We start from the raw sequence: 20,317 nt of genomic DNA, 5'->3' as shown, positions 1-20,317 counted from the left end.
CTCGCGTTTCGAGTCCTGCTTTTTTGTCTAATCACAAAGAAGAGGGAGCATACGATTGAATCATTGCTCATTCGCTATGATAGAATGAGGAAAAGAAAGCCTAGACCATGAGGAGGAACACGAGATGGAATCGACGATGACTGAATCAACAATTTCGAATCTTGTTCAAACGCAACGTAATTTCTTTAAGACAGGCGCGACGCGAAGTGTTGCGTTTCGTCTAAGTATGTTGACGTTTTTAAAGCAAGCGATTGAAACGCATGAAGAAGCAATTTATGAGGCATTAAAAACGGACTTGAATAAAGGACGTCAAGATGCGTTTACGACGGAAATCGGATTCGTCTACGGCGAACTCGCACGGATGGAGAAGAAACTTCGCCGACTTGCTAAACCGAAACGAGTCGGGACACCGTTGTTACATATCGGGTCAAAAAGTGACATCCATTATGAACCATACGGAAACGTGCTCGTCATCGCGCCGTGGAACTATCCTTTCCAGCTCGCTGTTGCACCAATCATCGGGGCGATCGCTGCCGGAAATACGGTTGTCTTGAAACCATCAGAACTAACACCAAACGTCTCGCGTGTTCTCCGTGAAGTCTTTGAAACGGCATTTCACGAACGATTTGGACTTGTCATCGAGGGGGATGCGGACGTCAGTTCAGCTGTTCTTGAAGAGAAGTTTGATTACATCTTCTTTACGGGGTCGACGCGTGTCGGAAAAATCGTCCATCAAGCAGCGGCGAAATATTTGACACCTGTCACGCTTGAACTCGGCGGGAAGTCTCCGACGATCGTTCACCGTGATGCGAACTTAAAGCTTGCTGCAAAACGAATTGCTTGGGGCAAATGGTTAAACGCAGGACAGACGTGTATCGCCCCTGACTATGTTTTTGTCCATGAAGACGTCCGCGAGGAATTTTTACGCTTGATTGAAAAGGAAGCTTTTGCCCAGTATGGTAATGGTGTTGGTGTGAATTCTTACGTCAAGATTGTTTCAGACAGTCATTTGGATCGATTGAGTGGCTACTTGCCCCAAGGTGAAATTTTATTTGGTGGTCAAGTCGATGCAGCGACGAGAAAGATGGCACCAACCGTCATGACGGACGTTGATCCAGAAAGTCCGTTGATGCAAGAAGAAATCTTTGGACCGATTCTTCCAGTCTATTCTTATCGTGAAGTGGAAGAGGTCATCCGTTTCATCAATGACCGTGATAAGCCGTTGGCGCTCTATCTCTTCACAGAAAGTAAAGCTGTTCAGCATCGTGTACTCGATCGTGTGTCATTTGGTGGTGGATGCATCAATGATACGTTGATGCATGTTGCGCAACATAACTTGCCATTTGGCGGGGTCGGCGGAAGTGGTATCGGTGGCTATCATGGGAAATTCAGCTTTGAGACGTTCAGCCACCGTAAAGGAGTCGTCAACAATACGACGAAGTTCGATTTGCCGTTCCGCTACATGCGCTCGAATACCGATTCAAAATGGATGCGTTATTTATTATAAATGGGACTTAAACGGAGCCAAGAGTAGATCCAATCGGTCTACCTTGGCTTTTTTTTGTTTATTTAATTTGTGAAATAGTGAACAAAGTTTGACAATCTTTTGAAAAAACGCTATTTTCCCTTGTGATGTTCTATACTGAAGGCAGAAGCTACGGAAAGGAGAATGCGAGATGCTTACTTGTGGGACGACAGAAGCCAATACGTTCGTGTTGTCGAGTGAGACACGTGAATTACTTGAAGAGTTCATGACTGAGGTATCTTTTAAAAAAGACTCAATCGTCTGTTGGGAAGGGGAAATGAACGATAAACTTTTTTATGTGAAACAAGGTGGTGTAAAACTATCAAAGCTCACGAAAAAAGGTAGCCCGCTAATGATGTTCTTATATTTCAAAGGTGACTTATTTGGTGAATTCGATGTCGGAGAAGCATTTCCAAGCTCCTATAGTGTCGAAACGATGGAGGACAGTGTCATTGGCTTCATCTCGAAATCGACACTCGAAGATTTGATGAAAAAAGATGGAACATTCGCATTAGATATCATGCGCTGGCAAGCCTTGATGCGAAAACAAACGGAAACGAAGTTACGTGACCTCTTATTGTTCGGGAAACAAGGGGCACTCGCTTCGACACTCTTACGACTAATCGCAATGGACGGAAAAAAAGTCGATGACGATTACGTGATTTCAAAGCGACCGTCGGATACTGAACTCGGTCAGTTGATCGGGGCACCACGTGAAACGGTCAACCGGATGTTTTCTCAGTGGAAAAAAGACAATGTCATTTCGATGACGACGACTAAAATCATCGTTCATGATGCCAACTATTTACGCGATCTTTGCCACTGTGAAGGGTGTCCTGTCGGTGTCTGCCGGATTTAAACTTAACTTGAGCGTTAGCTTACGGAGCCATACGCTGGAGCTGACTTAAAAATTGCTCCAACATCCTTTTGATGGAACCGCAACGCGTTAAACTTCAGAAGAACTTATCAGCAGTCTAGGATCACATTCTTTTTGAATGTGGTCCTTCAGGCTGTAGACAACGTGCTATCGGGAGATCAAGCGTCTTTTTTCGTTTCTTTCCTCGGGCGAGGCGCAAGCCGTTGCTCCTTGGTTCTATCGGACAACGAGCAGGGTCTTGCATGCCTCTGAACGTGCGTTGAAAACGAAATTTTTCCCGTAGGAGTCAACGAAATGTGACGCTTTTTATAGAAATACCGTGACGGAAAGCCTGGCATGCAGACGGTTTAGCACGCAATCCGTCTCGAATCGCTTAGAACCGCGAAAAGCAATCGGTTGCGACCCTGCAGCTTGGCTGTAGCGGCGCGGAAGGTTGCCGCTTTGAAGACGAGACGAGACAGGGACGCGCGAACGGATTGCCTCTCGTTATAGTATGTTCACTCTTCATAATAGTTTGTCTACACGCTGTAGGATCACATTCTTTTTGAATGCGGTCCTTTTTTGTGTCGCACAAACAGTAACGGTTCAAAATATGTTCAGTACGTAATATGTTCAGTACGTAACAAGTTGTGAACTTTATGTGTGTTTTATAAAAGAAAAGCGCGAAATCGTCACAATTGGTGTGACGTTTATCACATATTACGAAGGGTGTCTTTTTCTAAAATAAAGGTAGGTTAAGTCACCGATTCAACGACGGAAGGGAGCTACTGATCATGCGTCAGAAATCAGATACAGAACTGAAGGGAACGTTTATCGCTGTATTTATCGTTGCCGGAGTCATCATCGGAATGTGGGGATCAATCTTTTTATTATTCACTTCAAGATAAGGGGGAATCAGGGTGCATATTCATCGTTTAGAAAAAATATGGTTAGTATTCGGTTGTATCATGTTGGCAGTCTTTTTAATCATCATTGGCGTATCAGCATTCGCTTCTGATAATCAACCACCGTCGGATGCAACATTGATTGACCCGACGCAAGTCGATCAGACGAAGCCATTTGATAAACCGGGTCTAAAAAAAATTGACGACAATAAATATGAGGCCGTCATGGTCTCACAAGCTTTCCAGTTCACACCGCAAGACATGATTATCAAAAAAGGCGCGACCGTCGATTTTCTGGTGACGTCGAAAGATGTCGTCCATGGATTTGAAATCGTCAAGACGAACGTCAATATGATGGTCGTTCCCGGACATATCAATTCAATCGAGTACACATTTAAAGAAGCTGGTGAATATTTAATTGTCTGTAATGAATATTGTGGATCGGCGCATCACATGATGTCGACTAAGATTAAGGTGGTGGAATAAATGAATGCGATTTCGAAAAAATTAATGGAGTTTGAGATGGAGCGGGGAATCCCCGCAGGAGAGATTGGATTAAAAGAAGCAAAACTCGGATTTGCCTACGTCAGTTTTTCACTTGTGGCGTTACTGATCGGTGGACTATGTGGTCTACTACAGACACTCGTCCGTACTGGAGTCATTCCAGAAATTGCTGGAGTCGGTTATTATGAATTGCTGACGGCTCACGGACTAATGCTTGCGATTGTCTTTACGACATTATTCATATTTGGACTTTTATTTTCATTTTTAGGACAGTCGTTCGGGCGTTTTGAAGAGTTTCCGAGACGCTTGGGCTGGGTTGGATTCTGGTTGATGATTGTCGGTGTCCTCCTTGTCACATGGATGGTGTTAGCAGGTGAAGCATCCGTTCTCTACACATTTTATGCGCCGCTGAAGGCACACCCTGTTTTTTATATCGGACTCGTGATTTTCGTTGTTGGAACATGGGTTTCTTCTGCCGCAATGTTCCGGATGTACGCGGATTACAAACGAGAACATAAGGATGTCCATCCACCACTTCAAGCCTATATGAGCATTATGACGGCTTTGTTGTGGGTCATCGCCACGCTAGGTGTCGCAGCGACGATTCTCTTTCAACTCTTGCCGTTATCACTCGGTTGGACGGATAAGGTCGGGATCGAATTATCCCGGACATTATTTTGGTATTTTGGTCATCCGCTCGTCTATTTTTGGTTATTGCCAGCCTATATCGTATGGTACACGGTCATTCCAAAGATTGTTGGGGGTAAGATTTTTTCAGATGCTTTAGCACGAATGTCATTTTTACTGTTCTTATTGTTCTCGTTCCCTGTTGGTTTTCACCATCAGTTGCTCGAACCCGGTATTTCAGCATTTTGGAAGTACATCCAAGTCGTCTTGACGTTCCTTGTCATCATTCCTTCATTGATGACAGCATTCTCGATGTTTGCGACATTTGAACTAGCAGGTCGTCGTCAAGGTGCGACCGGACTATTTGGGTGGATCAAGAAAATGCCGTACCGGGATGTCCGCTTTCTTGCACCGTTCGTCGGCATGTTGTTCTTCATCCCGGCTGGAGCCGGTGGTGTCGTCAATGCTTCTCACCAATTGAATATCGTCGTGCATAACACTTTATGGGTGACAGGTCACTTCCATATCACAGTCGGGGCTGCAGTCGCGTTGACGTTCTTTGGAACGGCCTATTGGCTTGTTCCATTATTACGAGGACGGACCTTAACAAAACGGATTAATACAATTGGTCTCATCCAGACGGCGACGTGGACGATTGGTATGCTCTTTATGTCGACTGCGATGCATATTTCAGGCTTGCTTGGCAATCCGAGACGGACGGGTCCTGCGGCATATTTCAAAGATTCGCTCGTCGCAGATTGGATTCCCTATCACGTTGCGATGGCAATCGGTGGTACGATCCTCTTTATTTCAATCCTCTTATTCTTGTTTGCGATGTTCCAACTGGCCTTCCGGACACCGAAAGGAAGTACTGAATTTCCTGTCGCGGAAACAGAGGAAGCAGCGATGAAGACACCACTCTTCTTTGAGAACTGGAAACTTTGGATTTTCGTGACGTTTGCTTTGATTGCGTTTGCTTACACAGTACCGATTTGGCACATGATTGATAATGCGCCTCCTGGAGCTCCAGGTTGGAAACTCTGGTAGCCCTATCGAAAAGTGCTGATAGCTTACTAGCACTTTTTATACACGCTGAAGGGTGAAAATGCTATATTGAGAAGCAATCCGTTCGTGCTTTCCTGTCTCGCCTCGTCTTCAAAGCGGCAACCGGTCACGCCGCTACAGCAAAGCTGCAGGGTCGCGACCGATTGCTTTTCGCTTTAAAAGCGATTTGAGACGGATCGCGCTCTAAACCGTCTCCACGCCTGGATTTCCTTCACGGTATTACTTGAAAAGCGTCACTTTTCATTGACTCCTGCGGGAAAAAGTGCGTTTTTAACGCACTTTCAGAGGCAGGCAAGACCCTGCTCGTTGTCCGCTAGGATCCAAGGAGCAACGGCTTGCGCCTCGCCCGAGGAAAGCAACGAAACACGACGCTTAATCTCCCAATCGCACGTTGTTTACAGTCTGAAGGGCCAGCTTTGATAAGCTGACCCTTTTTTTAATGAATGGATGCGTAGACGAGTGCAAAAACTAAGTAAAAGATTACTTCACGATGTGGTGCTTAAAGGCATAGACGACGGCTTGCGTCCGATCGACGACATCGAGCTTTGATAAAATGTTGGAAACATGCGTTTTGACTGTTTTTAGGGAGATGAACAGTTCGTCTGCAATCTCTTGATTGGCCATACCGCGCGCCATCAACTGTAAGACTTCTTGTTCACGCTCCGTTAAATCGTCGTGGAGTTGACTAGCAGGTTTGCGCAGGCGTTCCATCATCTTACCTGTCACTTGAGCTGCCATGACAGATTGTCCGCTCGCTGTCTTGCGAATTGCTTCCGCAATATCAAACGCGCTTGCCGTTTTTAGGACGTAACTCATCGCACCGGCTTCAATGACGGGATAAACTTTCTCATCATCTAAGAAACTTGTGACGACTAAAATTTTAGCTTCCGGCCACTCGGCGCGAATCAGACGTGTTCCTTCGACACCATCGACCGGCTCCATGACTAAGTCCATCAAAATCACATCAGGGCGATGTTCAAGAGCAAGTTTCGCTCCGATTTGTCCGTCAGCAGCTTCTGCGACCACTTCAATATCAGGTTGGGTCGATAAAAAGGCAGAGACTCCAGCGCGAACCATTTCATGGTCATCGACTAATAATACGCGTATCATACTTGCACCATCCGTTCTTTTCTAAGTTTGACTTCAATCTGCGTTCCTTGACCGGGCACACTGACGAGGCGAATCGTCCCACCGATTTCAGCCGTACGTTCGCGCATCGAGTTGATCCCGTACGAGGCGAGTTTTTTCTCGTCGACGATAAAGCCGACACCGTCGTCATTCATACTCAAGATGATCGTCTCATTGAATTGACGCAATTCGATATTCATGTGCGATGCTTTCGCGTGGCGTAAAGCATTCGTTAAGCCTTCTTGAACGATGCGGAATAATTCATTTTCAATCGGACGCGGTAATTCAATCGGTTCGAGTTTCCAGCTCAATTGCGTCGATTGTTTTCGTGATAGTTCTTCGAGCAGTTGGGTTAGTCCTTGTTGCAACGTCATCCCTTCGAGTTCAACGGGACGTAGTTGGAGCAATAAAGAACGCATTTCTGATTGCGCCGTCTGTGCCATCGTCTCGACTAAGTCAATTTGTTTCGCTGCCGTTTCCGGTTGCGTCAAAATCGTTTGTTTGGCAGCCGTCGTCATCATCGAAATGGCATAAAGTTGTTGGGAGACGGAGTCATGGAGATCACGTGCGAGCCGTTTCCGTTCTTCCGTGATGGCTTGGACACGAACTTGTTCGACGTGTTGCGGACGTGTACTGATTTTTTGAACCGTCTCGACCTGTTCATCGATTCGTTTCCCAATTCGTGAGAGGCGGGTCAGTGTGTGGAAGTAAGGTCCGTTGACAATCGTGACTTCTTTTCCTTGCTCGAGTTCGATGATGGCAGTTGTGACACGTTTGAAGTCACGACGTAAAAAGAAGTAGTGGATGCTGCCGATTGCGAGCGGAAGTAACAGGGATAATCCGACGACAAGCAATAAGACAGGTAAATCTTGTTGACGGACGAAAAGTACATGCCAATCGACTTGGCGTGTACTTAAAAACAAACCAGTCGTCACGACGGCTGTCAGAAATCCGGTCAATACTTGGAGCGCGATGACACCGAGCGGGAAGTGATCACGTTTCATATCGAGGTCACCTCCACGTTACCGATGCCAAGCATGACGTGAATGCGGACTTTTCGAGTCGCTTCTTCATATTGTGGTGCCCGGAACTGAATGCGACGGTTAAAAAATGTCGGGATCCGGCGGACATCTGTTTTGACGCTTCCAAAACCAATCGACGTATCAAGCGTATAGTCATATCCTGAAGGTAATAAAATACGCACATCTCCGACGACACCACTGATGACGATGAGTGTTTCACCTTCTGGGACATAGGCATGCGTTAAATCGATTTCTAAATCTTTGACGATGAACTGTTCACTCAAGTCTTTTAACACGTAAGGTGTTTCAGACTGCGTCGAAAACGAGTAAGCAGGTTGGATCGTAATGCCTTCTTCTTCATAAAGACGTGGTGAAATCTTCGAAAAGAAAAATTCGCGGACGGAGTGTCGGGTGACAAGGATAATTCCGAGATATAGCAAAATTCCGGCGATGACGAATCCGACAGCTGCCGAGCTCAAGACGACTCCAGCTAAGATAATCGTACCGACGATATAAAACAGGATGGCCAGTTTTTCATGACCGCGACGCCGAAAATGAATCCCGACATAATACAACAAGAACGGGAATAAGATTCCAAATAAGACGTTTCCGGCTCCAGTCATCAAATCATAAAATAATCCGAGCGCGAATAGGATCGACACGTAGCCGACTAATTGTTTTGTACTTAATCGTCGCACGATCAATCTCCTCCCTGACATGACAAAGGGAGGCAAGGGCCTCCTTCGTCAAAATACTTATTTTTGGAAGCGACGTTCGAGTTCCGCAATACGTGAATCGATGTCGTCTTCTGGTGTTTGTTCTGCGACATCCGGTTCTGCTGCCGTAAACGGATGTTCTTCTTGTTTAATAGTAGCATTTGGTTCGCGTTCTAGCACCTGGTTCATCTTTGATTTTAAATTAGAAACGTTTTCCCGCATCATCCACTCATAGCGTTTATTTTGCAAGTCTTCGAGTTTAAGTTTCAACTCGAGTGCTTCCCGTTCAAGTTGCGTCAATTCCCGTTTCGTTTCAACAATCAACTCTTCGAAGAAACGGAACTGTTCACCGTAATGTTTGGATTCGATAGCGGCGCGTTCTGCAAGTTCCTGCTCTTCAGCTTGTTTAGCAATTTCGACTTGGGCAAACCGCTTATCAGCTAGTTCTTTTGCTTCATCTTGTTTTTGTGTGAGTTCGCTTAGGAGTGACCGTTGACGTTCGAGTAGCCGGTCGATTTCTTTTAAATCAGATTCGGTAATCCGGATATGACGGACTAATTTTTTAGCCGGGACTTCACCTTGCTCGGCTGCCTTTTTGACTTCCGTCATCATTTGGTTAGCAAAATCATTGAGTTGGTCGAATACGTTCTTCATTGTGAATTCCTCCTTGAGTATAAGTAGCGATTAAAAGCGTTTTTGATCGAGGTCTTTCCAATCTGCCTCAAAATGAGACGCGTTTGACCGACGACGGCGAGAAAATAAATCGTTTGGGTTCACACGTTCCATCTTCATCCGCATGTAACCGATGTAGAGGGCAAGTGCTGCCGCGATACCGAATACCGCCCAAATGTTTGAAAGGGCTAAGCCGATTCCGACTGCTGCGAGTAAACCAAAACCGATTTTTGCGATGACTTTTGTTGAACGGATAAACTTACTGATGGCGTAAAATGCAAGCAGTCCACCGAGCCCGAGTCCAATCATATGTGGGAGTGTCCCGATGACGACTGCGAGAAGAGCGATACCAGCAAGTATCATCAAAGCCTGTTTGCCTTTTGATTGCTTCATGATGAAGCCTCCTTTTACTTGATACCTTTATGATAAGGGATGGTGAAAAAAACGACGACGCCCCTCGGACCGTATTCGTCTCGGCCTTGAGGCGGAGTAGTAAGGTCTGACTTTATCGCCCAACGGTTTTTGAAGTGGCTACATATGATAAAATACAAAGGAAGTTACTGGAGAGGAGTGAGGTTTATGAATGTGCAAATCAACGTAAATCAAACACGTACTGGAGAACAGGGAGGGGTTTCCCTCCCTTAAATTAGAGGAGGAAACCATTTGAACGAATGGGGTAAACCACCTGCACATGAGGCAGGAGAACATGAAAATTTAGGACGGATCACTGCAGTCTTTCAAAAACAGTATCGTGTCATGACGGCTGCTGGCGAGACGCTTAGTGAATTATCTGGAAAGATGCGCTTTGAGGCATTGACGAAAGCAGATCTTCCCGCAGTAGGGGATTGGATCATCCAGACAGAGCGAGAAGCGGGATTAGGACGGATTGAGCAAGTTCTTCCGCGGACCTCACAATTCTCAAGAAAAGCAGCGGGTACGGAAGTCGAAGAACAAATCATTTGTGCGAATGTTGACGTAGCTTTGCTCGTCATGGCATTCGGTCACGATTTTAATGTCCGGCGGCTTGAACGTTATTTAACGGTCGCCTGGGAAGCTGGCGTCAAGCCGATCATTGTTTTGACGAAACGAAGTCTGATGGAATCCGTCGAGTCCGAGTTGGCTGAGATTGAAGGAATTGCCTTCGGGACACCTTATGTTGCGATTGATTCGTTGACCGGTGACGGGTTGGAAAGTCTTCGAGATGTTCTCGAACCACGTGAGACGATTGTCCTCGTCGGTTCATCCGGTGTCGGGAAATCGACACTCGTTAATGCGTTAGCAGAGGAACAGTTGATGGAAACAGGTGGCGTGCGAGAAGACGATCAACGCGGACGGCATACGACGACGCACCGTGAACTCAAACGATTAGCGAACGGTCTGTTGCTCGTCGACACACCGGGTATGCGTGAACTGGGACTATGGGACGGAAGTGACGGTCTGACTTCGACTTTTTCTGATGTTGAGTCGCTCGCTGAAAACTGTCGTTTCCGGGATTGCCAACATGGCAATGAACCCGGGTGTCGAGTCCGCCAAGCATTGGAAGATGGAAGTCTTCCGCACGAACGCTGGGAAAGTTATCTGAAGCTGCAACGGGAAATTGCCTATGCTGAACGGAAGCAAAGTGTAGCGCTACAAGCTGCCGAAAAAGAAAAGTGGAAGAAGATTCAGAAAAACGCGCAGGCACATACAAAATTAAAGTATCAAAAAAGATAAGTAAACGAAACGCCGATGTTCCCCTTCTTTACAGGGAATCATCAGCGTTTTTTTCGTTCGCGGTAATTAGATACGCATGTGGGAGGCGCATGGAAAAGTACCGTATTTCTTTTTAAGTTAGCATGCTTTTATCATCGTGCTAAAAATCAGTTCGTGATGTGACTTCCGTCAATTACACATCAAAGTCGATTTCACCGGTCAGTTCATTCAAACGCCGTAAGTCAGCCCGGATTCCATCCGAATCAGAAGCACGTTGTTCCCGTAAAGCCTTTGTTCCGACAGGATGGACTGTGAAGTCACCGGTCAAGGAAATCGTTCGGTTTGATAAACGATCGGTAAAATAACGGTCATGGGAAACAAACAGCAACTCACCGGGAAAAACTTCGAGTGCCGCTTCGATTTGTTCCCGTGTCGCAAGATCAAGGTAATTCGTCGGTTCGTCGAGGATGAGTAAATGCGCGCCGGAAAAATAGAGGCGTAAAAAGGCAATCCGGCATTTCTCGCCCATACTCGCTTCAGCGATTGGTTTATAGACGGTCTCCCGCCGAAATAAAAAGCACGCGAGTAGTGTCCGGGCATCTGTTTCCGAAATCTCGCTCGTCTCAAGCAAGGCATCAAGTAGTGTGCCGGTATTCGGTAAAGTGGATAGAACTTGAGAAAAGTAACCGACTTTTAAAGTCGGGTGCCGTTTGATGATACCGGCAGATGGCACCAATTCTCCAAGTAAAAGACGTAATAACGTCGTTTTCCCAGAACCGTTTCGACCAATCAACGCGATTCGATCGCCACGCTGGATGGAGAACGACACATCCTGAAAGAGCCGGCGATGCGGATAGTCGAATGAGAGAGCATCGACTGAAACGAGACGTTTCGCTAAAAAATGTTCTGCTTCGAATCTGACATGGACGTGGGACGGCGTTTCCGGTTTTTTGACCCGGTGTTCCAGTAGGCGTTCGAGCTGGTTTTCTTTTGCTTTGACTTTTGTCGCATGTTTTGCAGCCTTTTTTTTCGCGTACGGATCTCGTTCACTTGCACTAGCCGTCGCTTTTTGATGCCAATTTTGATATTGACCAATCATCCGGGTGAGTTCTTTTCGTGTTCGTTCTTGCTTCTCATATTGATGCCACTGTGCAGTCCGTTCTTGTTCCTTTAACGTACGGTAAATCTCATAGTTTCCTTCGTAACGTGCCGCTCCTGCTTCAGTCAATTCAATGACGGCGTCAGCCGTCGCATCGATAAAGGCACGCTCATGTGAAACATAGAGCATCGTCGTCTTCGTTTGACGCGTCCACGCGACGAGCCACTCGAGTGTGTCTTCATCTAAATGGTTGGTCGGTTCATCAAGCAGGATGAAGTCCGGTTTCTTCAACAGTAGACATGCAAGTTGAATCCGGGTCTGTTCGCCGCCGCTCAGTGTGTTCAAAGGCTGAAACCAAAGAGATTGCTCGAGTTGAACTTCTTTCAGGACACGCCTCGCATCGGCTTCGAGCGTGAAGGCATCTGCGTCAACGGCAGCCTGGTAGTCGGCCACGGCTTCAGTGGTTAAGGCACGTTCACGTAAGTCGTAACGGGTTACATCCGCCTGTTCGACGATTTGAATTGCTACACTTGTCGAGGGTTCGATTTGTTGGGCTAAGAGCCCGATCCGGTCATACGTGCGATGGATTGTCCCGGTCGTCGGGATGATTTCTTTTAGGATGGCGCGCAAGAGCGTCGTTTTTCCAACGCCGTTCGGTCCGACCAAGGCGACGTGTTCGCCGTCGCGGATGGAGAACGTGACATCGTGGAAAAGACACTGCCCGGCAAAATCGATTTGTAAATCATGGATGGATAATACTTCAGTTGGCATAAGCTCAGCTCCCTTTGTTTCATTTCGGTTGAGATGAAATGAAAACACACCATCCTGAGCGTACGGATGGTGTGCGGGAGTGCAATTCAAAGAAGGTATCCACCTGAAATAGGGAAATACCGAAATTGAGCAGACTCGTAGCGTCAGTCATCCGCAAGCGATTGCGAAAGTGATGAGTTCATTCATCATTAGACGTTAGCGAGTGATTGCTTCATTTCGGTATTGTACCTCCGTTTCATAGACTATGTGTTCAGTCTATCAAGTCACATCAATCATGACAAGTACGAGTTGAGTAAATCTTGCGCGGCAAACGTTTCCTCCGCGGTAGGCGGTAAGACATCTTTTAGCGCATATTCGAGCCCGAGTGCCTCCCATTTATAGACACCTAATTGGTGATAGGGGAGGACTTCAACCCGTTCGACATTTCCGAGTGTTCGAATGAATTCACCTGTTTGCCGTAAAAACGTTTCCGTCATCGTCACGCCGGGGACAAGGACATGGCGAATCCAGACGGGAATGTTTCGTTCTGCGAGCAATTTTGCGAAGGCTAGTGTATTGACGTTACTTCGCCCGGTCAAAATCCGGCACGTCGCATCATCGATGTGCTTGATATCGAGTAAGACGAGATCTGTATAGTCTAGGATTTGATCCAGGTTTTTCGGGACGACCGAACCTGCTGTATCGATGACGGTATGCAAGCCGTTTCGTTTTGCTTCACGCAGCGAGGCTTCTAAAAACTCGGGTTGAGCCAACGGTTCGCCACCGGAGAAGGTCACCCCTCCACCCGTTGCGTCAAAGAAGGAACGATAGCTGTTCGCTTCTTTGATGATTTCTTCCGGTGATACTTTTCGACCACAATCGAATTCCCAGGTGTCCGCATTGTGGCAATATTGGCAGCGCAGCGGGCAGCCTTGCGTAAAGACGATGAAACGAATACCGGGACCATCGACAGTCCCACAAGATTCGACAGAGTGAACCGTCCCGTAAGTCATAGTGATCAAGTCCTTTCAGAGAAGTTAAAGTGCACCGTGGAATGTACGGTTGATGACATCGATTTGTTGTTCGCGTGTCAACTTAATGAAGTTGACGGCATAACCCGATACACGAATCGTCAACTGTGGATAAAGTTCAGGATGCTCCATCGCATCGAGTAAAGTGGCGCGATCGAACACGTTGACGTTTAAGTGATGACCACGGGTAGTCGTACCGCCCATATAGCCGTCAAGTAGACCGACTGTATTGTTGATACGTGTTGTTTCATCTTTTCCGAGTGCTTTCGGAACGATTGAGAACGTGTAGGAAATACCATCTAAGGCATGCTCATAAGGTAATTTGCCGACAGAAGTCAACGCAGCGACTGCACCACGTGTGTCACGTCCGTGCATTGGATTTGCTCCCGGTGCGAACGGTTCGCCAGCACGACGACCATCGGGGGTATTCCCGGTTTTTTTACCGTACACGACGTTTGACGTGATCGTCAGAACAGATTGGGTTGGTAAAGCATCACGATACGTTGGATGTTTCCGGATTTTTTCCATAAAGAGTTCGACGAGATCGACGGCCATTTGATCGACACGATCATCGTTATTTCCGAATTTCGGGAAATCGCCTTCGATTTTAAAGTCGACTGTAATGCCATCCGTATCTCGGATTGGTGTGACTTTAGCATAACGAATCGCTGACAGACTATCGGCGACAACGGATAATCCGGCAATCCCACAAGCCATCGTCCGTAAAATTTCAGGATCGTGGAGTGCCATTTCAATGCGCTCATAACTATATTTATCATGCATGAAGTGAATGACATTCAGTGTATTGACATAGAGCTCAGCTAACCAATCCAATTGTTTATCATAGGCGGCCATGACGGTTTCATAATCGAGCACGTCATCTAAAATCAAGTCGGAAGAAGGGGCGACTTGAATTTTGAGTTTTTCGTCGACGCCACCGTTCAACGTGTAGAGTAAGGCTTTTGCTAAGTTCGCCCGGGCGCCGAAGAATTGCATTTGTTTACCGATTTTCATTGCTGAGACACAACAAGCAATCCCGTAATCATCACCATAAATCGGAAGCATCAAGTCATCATTTTCATATTGGATCGAACTAGACAGGATGGACATCTTCGCACAAAAATCTTTGAAGCCCCGTGGAAGTTTTGGTGACCATAAAACGGTTAAGTTCGGTTCAGGTGCCGGACCGAGGTTGACGAGTGTCTGCAAGAAGCGGAACGAACTTTTTGTGACGTTCGAGCGACCATCTTCACTCATACCGCCGATTGATTCCGTTACCCACGTTGGGTCACCGGAAAAGAGTTCGTTGTAATCGGGTGTCCGAAGAAACTTGACGATGCGAAGTTTCATTACGAAGTGGTCGACAAGTTCTTGTGCACTCTCTTCTGTCAACCGACCCGTTTGCAAGTCACGTTCGATATAAATATCAAGGAAGGTCGAAACGCGACCGAGCGACATCGCTGCTCCGTTTTGTTCTTTGATTGCTGCGAGATAAGCAAGATAGACCCACTGGAATGCTTCTTGGGCCGTTTCAGCTGGTCGTGATAAGTCACATGTGTAACGTTTACCGAGTTCTGTCAGTTCATGAAGGGCGCGGAGTTGTTCGTTCATCTCCTCGCGATCACGAATCATCGCTTCTGATAAAAATCCACCGTGTGCTTTCAAATCCGCTTTTCTTGCAGCAATGAGGTGAGCTGTTCCATAAAGGGCGACGCGACGGTAATCACCGATGATCCGTCCGCGACCGTACGCATCAGGAAGTCCAGTGATGATACCGGCTTTACGGGCAGCACGCATTTCGGGCGTATACGCATCGAAAACCCCTTGATTATGCGTTTTACGGTACTCGCTAAAAATCTGTGTAACAGTGTCATCTGATTTAAAACCATACGCTTCTAAGGCATCATTGACCATTCGGATACCACCGTTCGGATGAATCGAACGTTTGAATGGTTCATCGGTCTGTAGACCAACGATTTTTTCGAGTTCAGGATTGAGGTAACCTGGACCGTGCGAAAGAATTGAAGATGGAGTCGCAGCATCAACGGCATAGACACCACCACGAATTCGTTCTTCTTCTGTTAACTGCATGATTTGTTGCCATAACGTGTTGGTTGCATCGGTCGGACCGGCGAGGAACTGATCGTCTCCTGTGTATTCTGAGCGATTGCGCCGGATGAAATCAGCGACATCAATCTTTTCCATCCATTCTCCACCTTCGAATCGTTGCCATGCTTGTGTTTTTTCAAGTAACATCATCAACACTCCTTCATTAGTAAGGTCAGCGGTTCTTAATACATCTCTTATGTGAATAGTGTAACAAACAATTCGGGATAGAGGTTTTACGTATATGTGAATCTTTTAACAAATGTAAAAGTGTTGCTATGACTTACTTCACAGTAAATTGTATCAGTCAGTGTCCCGTGTTCGAAAAACAGAAAAAGACTGCTGTGAAAGGATTTTTCTGTAGCTGTATCATTAATTTGTAGTGGAATGGATAGAGACAGAAGCTAGTGTGATAAAAGTCACGCGGCGCTACCTTGTATTTTTAGGACGTATCGTTGACAATGAAAAAGGGAATATAGAACGTGGAGGTGGAGTGAATGGAGTTTTCGCCATTAAAAGAGCAAGCAGACTATCGAACAGGGGACTGGGTTTCCCTAAAAGTATCAACTGAAGGAACAGAACGGATCGGGATGATCACCGAGTTTGAAGACGACGGGTTTTGGCTCCGGTTTGAAGATGATTTTGATTTCGAGGACTTTATCGGTTACGACCAGAAGTACCTCGCACGATTAGTTCGACGCCCAATCGATGTCAGAGCAACTTATCCTGTACTTGCTGGTTTTGAAACACTTGCTGTTGAGCTGCAAGATCGAATGGCGCAAGGTTTCGAAGTGTTAAGTGCAGATCAACAAAATGAGACAGAAATCGTTTTTCATATTCGGTTAATCGATTCTGGAAATGAATATACGCAGACGTTACGCGGTATTAAAACTGAAACCGATGATCGTTTCGAATATGTAACAGAATGATAGACAAGAGAGTAGGAGAAGATACGTTATGAATTTTACTAAACCTTTTATTAATGAAGCGTGGGAACGAGCACGCTTTGAACAAATGATGCCCGTTCAAGAACAAGCCATTCCTCTAATCCGTGAGGGGAAAGATGTCTTAGTCGAAGCGCCGACAGGAACTGGGAAAACGCTCGCTTATGTCATTCCAGCCCTCGAGCGCATCGATCCGAATGAACCACACGTTCAAGTCGCGATTACGGCACCGACACGAGAACTGGTCATGCAAATTCATCAAGTCATCCAATTATTTGCCCAAGGAAGCGGGATTAAGTCAGGTGCGTTCATCGGTGGCGTTGAATTAAAACGTCAATATGAGCGTCTCAAGAAAAAACCACAAATTATTGTTGGGACACCAGGACGCTTAGTTGAGTTGATTGATTCAAAAAAGTTGAAGATGCATAAAGTAAAATTGATTGTTTTAGATGAGGCTGATCAAATCTACGAAAGTGGAATGAGTGCATCAGCGACGCGCATCGCGAACAGTGCGCTTCGTGACCGCCAGTTAGCACTCGTTTCAGCAACATTGCCTGAACGGACAGCAGCATGGGGACGGACACTTTCGAATGATCCAGAAGTCATCCGAGTTGAACGGACGGAGACGACGCAAGTCAAGTTCGGTTACATCGAAACATCCCGTCGTCTGAAACCGGAAATGTTGCGTCGTTTGTCTAATATGCAACAGGTCAAAGTGTTGACGTTCATAAACAACCGTTCTTTCCTCGGTCCGTTAAACGGTGAATTAAGCAAGTTTTCGCTGAAATACCGGATTTTAGATGCCGAAAAAGGGAAAAGAGAACGGATGGAGACGTTACGTTCATATAAGCGGGGAGAGTTTCCGTTACTCGTCACGACAGGGCTTGCTGCACGCGGTCTGGACATTGATGCCGTCACGCATGTCGTGCATTATGATTTACCGGAATCCCTTGATGATTTTGTCCACCGCTCAGGTCGAACAGGGCGTGGGAACGCGTCCGGTATGGTCCTTGCGCTCGTCACGGATCATGATCTGAAACACCTGAAAGCATTAGCGAAACAAATGGGTGTGGAAATTGAACCGATGGAGATTTATGGCGGGGAAGTGATTCCAAAACGTGAAGTCACGGAACCGGAAGCGCTTAAAAGTCCGGCGAAACCACACCGGAAAGGACCAACACGATGAAAAGTGAGCGAAAGATTATCCCGTTTCCGACGACTGTATCCGAAGCAGAGATGAACACAGCGCTCAAAACTTTATATCAAGAAGCAGCCACTGCTCGAAGCACCGATTGGGTCGCATTTATCGAAGAAATCGCGACGGAAGGACGTTGGTATTTAAAAGATGCTGAGTTATTCCGAGACTTGTTCGTCGATTGGGCCATTTTTTATGAGACCGATGAACAAGGGAAAACACCGCATGGTCGTTTTTTAGAACAAGTCAAAGAAGACATGTCTCAAAGTCTGTATCGTGCCTTAAGAGGACTGGCCGATCCTGTTCCGTCGCTTTTCCTTGTAAAAGAAGACGGCGTCTTCGACATCATGTCGGAACAAACGTATCAGACCGATTTGACAGAGATTGACGTTGCGGTTGGCGATCTGTTAGTCGGCAAACTTCTCTACATTTCAGGCAAATGGCGATTCGCAATCGCCTATATGAAGGTTGCACGGGCACTTGTACCTGAAGTGCGTGTTCTTTTAGCTGATTTTGTCGATGAAGTCGGTGACGACGCACTATTGCGTCAGTATCCTGAATTTTGTGCGGAGTTGATTGACTTATTACTCGATATCGAAGAGGGAAACATTGCACCACGACCTGAAGCATAACAGCAAAAAACAAACGTCCATTCAATCCTAAGCTAGGGTGAATGGACGTTTGTTCGTTTAAAAATCTTGATGGTACAGCGCAATATCGTTTTTTTTACGGTTTTTGATGCGATACATGGCGAGATCAGCATGTTTCAGCCAACTTTCTAAATCATCGTTTTCGAAAAATGGAGCGACTCCGATGCTGGCCGAGACATGTAACGTTTGCCCTTTATAAACATAAGGGCGACGCAATAATTGTAAGAAATGTTTACAGCGACGTCGGAGTGAAAGTTCATCTTTCGCTGAAGTTAGCAAGGCGAACTCATCACCACCCAGCCGGTAAACTGACTCTTCGCGTTCGAGGTCTAGACTTATTCTACGAGCAACTTCGATTAAGACATAATCACCAGCTTCGTGCCCATACGTATCGTTGACTAATTTAAAACCGTCTAAATCAAGTAACGCCAGATAGTTTACGGACTGGTCAATCGATAAGAATGTCCGTTCGAGCGAACGACGGTTACCGATACCAGTTAAAACATCATGAAACGCGTGGTATTCAATCCGTTGCTGCCGCTCCTTTTGTTCTGTTACGTCGTGTAAGGCTAAGAAATGACCGGCCGATTTTGAAGCGATGTGGATGGGGATTTTTGTTAATTCATATTGGCGGTTAGATTCATCGAGATAACGATTGGAATCAAGCTGTAAGGAAGACTGAAGATGTAAGACTGAGTGAGTGGGTACTTCGATTGACAAGGCAGAAAGCTTAAACGTTGCTTGAGCCGCAAGATTGGCATACGTCGCTGTTTCGTTTTGATCAAAACGGATGATTGGATCAGGATGACTTGAAAACAGTGGCAGGACTTGTTGCTCACTTTCTTTGATTTGCCGGATCCGGTGTTCGATGCGTTCGGCTAACTGTTCGTTTCGCTCGTTTAACTTTTGCACGAGCAACGTATGTTGCCGAGCGATGATGATTTGTCGAATGATTAGTAACAATAAGATGATGAACACATCAAATTTTTTACCTTCGAGTTCGATGACATAATGTAAAAATAGTGGAATTGCGAGCAAAGGCAGCCAAGTTCTCTGAACGACAGGAGACGCTTGTTTACCTTCAGTGATGTGATCAAGGTGCCATAAGATTGCTGCACTTTGAACAAGACGAATCAATACAGGAGAAAAGACTAAATATTGTTCCGTGAAATCTGGAAAGTATACAGCAGATACTTCATACATGCCACGAATGAACAGTGAAAAGAATAATAGAGATAACGTCGTTCGGGAAACCCAGTGTGTTTCTTGAACAAAAAAGAAGTAGAAGAGAACAAACAATCCGAGTGAAGTGTTGAGGACGACGATCATATCGTACGGGAACGTACTAGCTGTCGGGTCGGCCAGTTCGCTTAATGTATGAAAAGCAGCAAGTCCTAAAAAAACGACGATGATTAGAGCATCCACGAATGCAAGCAGATGTTGTGAAAAACTCTTTTGTGAAGCAATCCGGTAAAAAAGTCCGATTAAAAATATATAGTGCGAAATGGAGAAACAAATTAAGCTATAACTGTTCGGAAAAGACAGCGTATTACTGAATAAGTTAATGGTTTCAAAAATCGAAGCAGCTAGCGAGAAGATAAGTGAAATGAAGGCGATGATCCAAAATTTTCGTCTTGGCACGACGAGTGACCGTTCTTTTTTATAGGCGATGAGGATGAAAAGTCCGATTAAAAGAAATGACAAGTACTCTAGAATTTGTTCGACAAGGTGGTTCATGAATGAGCCTTGCGTGTATGAATAGAGAATTAAAATCAAAGAAATGATTAGTAGTGAAGGGAACCATCTGATGAAGTAGGGGGATCGTTGCAT

Annotated in this window: 18 protein-coding genes; 9 read left to right on the top strand and 9 right to left on the bottom strand. The window is 45.9% G+C overall.

Going from position 1 to position 20,317, the window contains the following annotated elements; all coding sequences use genetic code 11:
- The first annotated feature begins 124 nt into the window (after positions 1-124).
- The 5 genes from KNP94_RS10580 (at position 125) to KNP94_RS10560 (ending at position 5,464) form a co-directional block, all read left to right on the top strand.
- Positions 125-1,507, top strand: coding sequence for an aldehyde dehydrogenase (locus tag KNP94_RS10580; RefSeq protein WP_214766660.1), 1,383 nt, complete (start codon positions 125-127; stop codon positions 1,505-1,507).
- Positions 1,508-1,676: 169 nt separating this feature from the next.
- Positions 1,677-2,384 (top strand): Crp/Fnr family transcriptional regulator, encoded by a 708-nt coding sequence (locus tag KNP94_RS10575; protein WP_214766658.1) that lies wholly within the window; start codon positions 1,677-1,679, stop codon positions 2,382-2,384.
- 791 nt (positions 2,385-3,175) lie between these two features.
- Positions 3,176-3,289: a cytochrome C oxidase subunit II gene (locus KNP94_RS10570; RefSeq protein ID WP_152638917.1), complete on the top strand. Its 114-nt coding sequence runs from the start codon at positions 3,176-3,178 to the stop codon at positions 3,287-3,289.
- 12 nt (positions 3,290-3,301) lie between these two features.
- Complete coding sequence (locus KNP94_RS10565) at positions 3,302-3,772, top strand: cytochrome c oxidase subunit II (protein ID WP_088836389.1); 471 nt, start codon at positions 3,302-3,304, stop codon at positions 3,770-3,772.
- Positions 3,773-5,464 carry a b(o/a)3-type cytochrome-c oxidase subunit 1 gene (locus KNP94_RS10560; protein WP_088836390.1) on the top strand — a complete coding sequence of 564 codons (1,692 nt, stop codon included), beginning with the start codon at positions 3,773-3,775 and terminating at the stop codon, positions 5,462-5,464. It begins immediately after the preceding gene.
- A 498-nt stretch (positions 5,465-5,962) separates the two neighbouring features.
- Here KNP94_RS10560 and KNP94_RS10555 read toward each other — a convergent pair whose 3' ends face one another.
- Genes KNP94_RS10555 through KNP94_RS10535 form a run of 5 tightly spaced genes read right to left on the bottom strand, consistent with a single transcriptional unit; the run spans position 5,963 to position 9,413 of the window.
- Positions 5,963-6,592: a response regulator gene (locus KNP94_RS10555; protein ID WP_029332722.1), complete on the bottom strand. Its 630-nt coding sequence runs from the start codon at positions 6,590-6,592 to the stop codon at positions 5,963-5,965.
- Positions 6,589-7,614, bottom strand: coding sequence for a sensor histidine kinase (locus KNP94_RS10550; protein WP_034801180.1), 1,026 nt, complete (start codon positions 7,612-7,614; stop codon positions 6,589-6,591). Before KNP94_RS10550 ends, KNP94_RS10555 begins: the two co-directional genes overlap by 4 nt.
- Positions 7,611-8,330: a cell wall-active antibiotics response protein LiaF gene (liaF, locus tag KNP94_RS10545; RefSeq protein WP_029332724.1), complete on the bottom strand. Its 720-nt coding sequence runs from the start codon at positions 8,328-8,330 to the stop codon at positions 7,611-7,613. Before liaF ends, KNP94_RS10550 begins: the two co-directional genes overlap by 4 nt.
- 57 nt (positions 8,331-8,387) lie before the next feature.
- Complete coding sequence (locus KNP94_RS10540; RefSeq protein WP_088836391.1) at positions 8,388-9,002, bottom strand: hypothetical protein; 615 nt, start codon at positions 9,000-9,002, stop codon at positions 8,388-8,390.
- A 30-nt stretch (positions 9,003-9,032) separates the two neighbouring features.
- The gene (locus KNP94_RS10535) at positions 9,033-9,413 is read right to left on the bottom strand and encodes a lmo0954 family membrane protein (RefSeq protein ID WP_029332726.1); all 381 of its coding nucleotides are present in this window, start codon (positions 9,411-9,413) and stop codon (positions 9,033-9,035) included.
- Between the two features lie 270 nt (positions 9,414-9,683).
- Here KNP94_RS10535 and rsgA point away from each other — a divergent pair, with 270 nt between their 5' ends.
- Entirely contained in the window at positions 9,684-10,733 is a 1,050-nt protein-coding gene (gene rsgA, locus KNP94_RS10530) for a ribosome small subunit-dependent GTPase A (RefSeq protein ID WP_088836392.1), read from the top strand.
- A 172-nt stretch (positions 10,734-10,905) separates the two neighbouring features.
- On the opposite strand, the gene abc-f is transcribed toward rsgA, so the two are convergent.
- The 3 genes from abc-f to pflB all read right to left on the bottom strand — a co-directional run bounded on the left by abc-f (position 10,906) and on the right by pflB (position 15,848).
- Positions 10,906-12,582 (bottom strand): ribosomal protection-like ABC-F family protein, encoded by a 1,677-nt coding sequence (gene abc-f, locus KNP94_RS10525; RefSeq protein ID WP_215115628.1) that lies wholly within the window; start codon positions 12,580-12,582, stop codon positions 10,906-10,908.
- 272 nt (positions 12,583-12,854) lie between these two features.
- Positions 12,855-13,574 carry a pyruvate formate-lyase-activating protein gene (gene pflA / locus KNP94_RS10520; protein WP_214766652.1) on the bottom strand — a complete coding sequence of 240 codons (720 nt, stop codon included), beginning with the start codon at positions 13,572-13,574 and terminating at the stop codon, positions 12,855-12,857.
- 24 nt (positions 13,575-13,598) lie between these two features.
- Positions 13,599-15,848: a formate C-acetyltransferase gene (pflB, locus tag KNP94_RS10515; RefSeq protein ID WP_285801301.1), complete on the bottom strand. Its 2,250-nt coding sequence runs from the start codon at positions 15,846-15,848 to the stop codon at positions 13,599-13,601.
- Between the two features lie 347 nt (positions 15,849-16,195).
- On the opposite strand from pflB, the gene KNP94_RS10510 reads away from it, so the two are divergent.
- Genes KNP94_RS10510 through KNP94_RS10500 form a run of 3 tightly spaced genes read left to right on the top strand, consistent with a single transcriptional unit; the run spans position 16,196 to position 18,469 of the window.
- A complete protein-coding gene (locus KNP94_RS10510) occupies positions 16,196-16,627 on the top strand; it encodes a hypothetical protein (protein WP_088836396.1) in 432 nt (143 codons plus the stop codon).
- A gap of 28 nt (positions 16,628-16,655) precedes the next feature.
- The gene (locus KNP94_RS10505) at positions 16,656-17,828 is read left to right on the top strand and encodes a DEAD/DEAH box helicase (protein WP_214766648.1); all 1,173 of its coding nucleotides are present in this window, start codon (positions 16,656-16,658) and stop codon (positions 17,826-17,828) included.
- Positions 17,825-18,469: a hypothetical protein gene (locus KNP94_RS10500; RefSeq protein ID WP_214766646.1), complete on the top strand. Its 645-nt coding sequence runs from the start codon at positions 17,825-17,827 to the stop codon at positions 18,467-18,469. The genes KNP94_RS10505 and KNP94_RS10500 overlap by 4 nt, the downstream gene beginning before the upstream one ends.
- A gap of 57 nt (positions 18,470-18,526) precedes the next feature.
- Here the strand turns inward: KNP94_RS10500 and KNP94_RS10495 are convergent, their stop codons facing one another.
- Positions 18,527-20,317, bottom strand: a complete 1,791-nt coding sequence (locus KNP94_RS10495) for a GGDEF domain-containing protein (RefSeq protein ID WP_214766644.1) — start codon at positions 20,315-20,317, stop codon at positions 18,527-18,529.

Source organism: Exiguobacterium sp. s80 (assembly GCF_018618725.1).
Taxonomy (GTDB): Bacteria; Bacillota; Bacilli; order Exiguobacteriales; family Exiguobacteriaceae; genus Exiguobacterium_A; species Exiguobacterium_A oxidotolerans.
The sequence above is the reverse complement of the archived record's forward strand: the minus strand, read 5'-3'. Positions and strand labels throughout refer to the sequence as shown.

Bases quoted from the DNA above. Each gene is read 5' to 3' on its own strand.
- KNP94_RS10550 (WP_034801180.1), bottom strand. From the start codon at position 7,614: ATGAAACGTGATCACTTCCCGCTCGGTGTCATCGCGCTCCAAGTATTG.
- KNP94_RS10500 (WP_214766646.1), top strand. From the start codon at position 17,825: ATGAAAAGTGAGCGAAAGATTATCCCGTTTCCGACGACTGTATCCGAA.
- KNP94_RS10505 (WP_214766648.1), top strand. From the start codon at position 16,656: ATGAATTTTACTAAACCTTTTATTAATGAAGCGTGGGAACGAGCACGC.
- KNP94_RS10555 (WP_029332722.1), bottom strand. From the start codon at position 6,592: ATGATACGCGTATTATTAGTCGATGACCATGAAATGGTTCGCGCTGGA.
- KNP94_RS10570 (WP_152638917.1), top strand. From the start codon at position 3,176: ATGCGTCAGAAATCAGATACAGAACTGAAGGGAACGTTTATCGCTGTA.
- KNP94_RS10510 (WP_088836396.1), top strand. From the start codon at position 16,196: ATGGAGTTTTCGCCATTAAAAGAGCAAGCAGACTATCGAACAGGGGAC.
- KNP94_RS10535 (WP_029332726.1), bottom strand. From the start codon at position 9,413: ATGAAGCAATCAAAAGGCAAACAGGCTTTGATGATACTTGCTGGTATC.
- KNP94_RS10495 (WP_214766644.1), bottom strand. From the start codon at position 20,317: ATGCAACGATCCCCCTACTTCATCAGATGGTTCCCTTCACTACTAATC.
- KNP94_RS10580 (WP_214766660.1), top strand. From the start codon at position 125: ATGGAATCGACGATGACTGAATCAACAATTTCGAATCTTGTTCAAACG.
- pflA (WP_214766652.1), bottom strand. From the start codon at position 13,574: ATGACTTACGGGACGGTTCACTCTGTCGAATCTTGTGGGACTGTCGAT.
- pflB (WP_285801301.1), bottom strand. From the start codon at position 15,848: ATGTTACTTGAAAAAACACAAGCATGGCAACGATTCGAAGGTGGAGAA.
- KNP94_RS10540 (WP_088836391.1), bottom strand. From the start codon at position 9,002: ATGAAGAACGTATTCGACCAACTCAATGATTTTGCTAACCAAATGATG.
- KNP94_RS10575 (WP_214766658.1), top strand. From the start codon at position 1,677: ATGCTTACTTGTGGGACGACAGAAGCCAATACGTTCGTGTTGTCGAGT.
- KNP94_RS10560 (WP_088836390.1), top strand. From the start codon at position 3,773: ATGAATGCGATTTCGAAAAAATTAATGGAGTTTGAGATGGAGCGGGGA.
- abc-f (WP_215115628.1), bottom strand. From the start codon at position 12,582: ATGCCAACTGAAGTATTATCCATCCATGATTTACAAATCGATTTTGCC.